This window comes from Bartonella sp. AA81SXKL (assembly GCF_042196945.1).
GTDB lineage: Bacteria > Pseudomonadota > Alphaproteobacteria > Rhizobiales > Rhizobiaceae > Bartonella.
On record NZ_JBHIRH010000120.1, the window covers coordinates 1 to 1,007 of the forward strand.

Sequence of the window (1,007 nt, forward strand, 5' to 3'; positions counted from 1 at the left end):
TTTACCCTGCGTGAATATGCCTCTGGGCGCGCTTATGAGGGGCGGCGTGATTTAGGCAATGTCAACCCTGGGGATGGGGTGCACTTTAAGGGGCGTGGTTTGATCCAGTTGACGGGGCGCAATAATTATCGCCGTTTTACGAAGTTTTGGCGCTCAGTCGATGAACAAGCGGTTGATTGTGAAGCATTTCCGCAAGAGCTGGAAAAGTTTCCAGCAGCGCTTTGGTCTGCTGTTTGGTTTTGGCAAATGAAAGGCTTGAATAGGCTGGCTGATCAAGATGATTATTTAGGGATTACCAAGGCGATTAATGGGGGCAAGAATGGACTTGTGCAACGTTTGATTTATTTGAACCGCGCCAAAAAGCTTTTGGGGCTTGGAGGCGAGGTGAAAGCATGAAGCCCTCTTATCGTGGCTCTAGGCTCTATTTATGGTGGTCTTTTTGGTTTGCTTGGGGGGTTATTTTTTTGCTCGTTTCTGGTGGTTTGTGGGGGGCTCCGCATATTGTTGATATGGCGAGCATTTCTATTCCTTCGATGGTGGCGATTATTGTTGGCAATCTGGGGGTGCATCGTGGCTTTGGCTCGTTGGATTTTTCTAATAGGAAACATTCCCATAAGCGGCATAGCAGCTCCTATGATGGGGTGGAGATAACGAGGTGGGGAGATAAAAGCAATGTTTAGCGCTGTTTCAAAACTGTCTTTTGGTCTGCTTTTTTTGGTCTGTGTGATGTTGGCGGCTTTTGGCTTTATGAAAGCGCAAATTTTAAAAGCGGAAAAGGCGCGTGATTTGTATTGGCAGTTGGAGATTGCCAAGGCTTCAGCACGTGCACTGCTTGTACAAGAGCGACAAAGACAAGCAGCGTTGGAAGCTGAGCATCAAGCGCAAGGGGTGATTTCGGCTTTGGAACAAAAGCTTGTGAAAATGGAGGAAGTCAATGGGAAGTTGCCGGTTACTGGCGGTGGCATTGGGCTTGAGCGTGTGCGCTTGCTCAACACACAAGCCGGTGG

Annotated in this window: 3 protein-coding genes; all 3 read left to right on the top strand. The window is 48.5% G+C overall.

The window, feature by feature from the left end; translation table 11 throughout:
* On the top strand, window positions 1-396 hold a 396-nt coding region (locus tag ACFINZ_RS09960), incomplete at its 5' end, for a glycoside hydrolase family 19 protein (protein WP_375701430.1).
* Window positions 393-680, top strand: coding sequence for a hypothetical protein (locus ACFINZ_RS09965; protein ID WP_375612317.1), 288 nt, complete (start codon window positions 393-395; stop codon window positions 678-680). The genes ACFINZ_RS09960 and ACFINZ_RS09965, both read left to right, overlap by 4 nt.
* On the top strand, window positions 673-1,007 hold a 335-nt coding region (locus tag ACFINZ_RS09970; protein WP_375701431.1), incomplete at its 3' end, for a hypothetical protein. The genes ACFINZ_RS09965 and ACFINZ_RS09970, both read left to right, overlap by 8 nt.

What these genes read in the sequence shown, in the direction of transcription:
- ACFINZ_RS09965 (WP_375612317.1), top strand. Translation starts at nt 393, where the DNA reads ATGAAGCCCTCTTATCGTGGCTCTAGGCTCTATTTATGGTGGTCTTTT.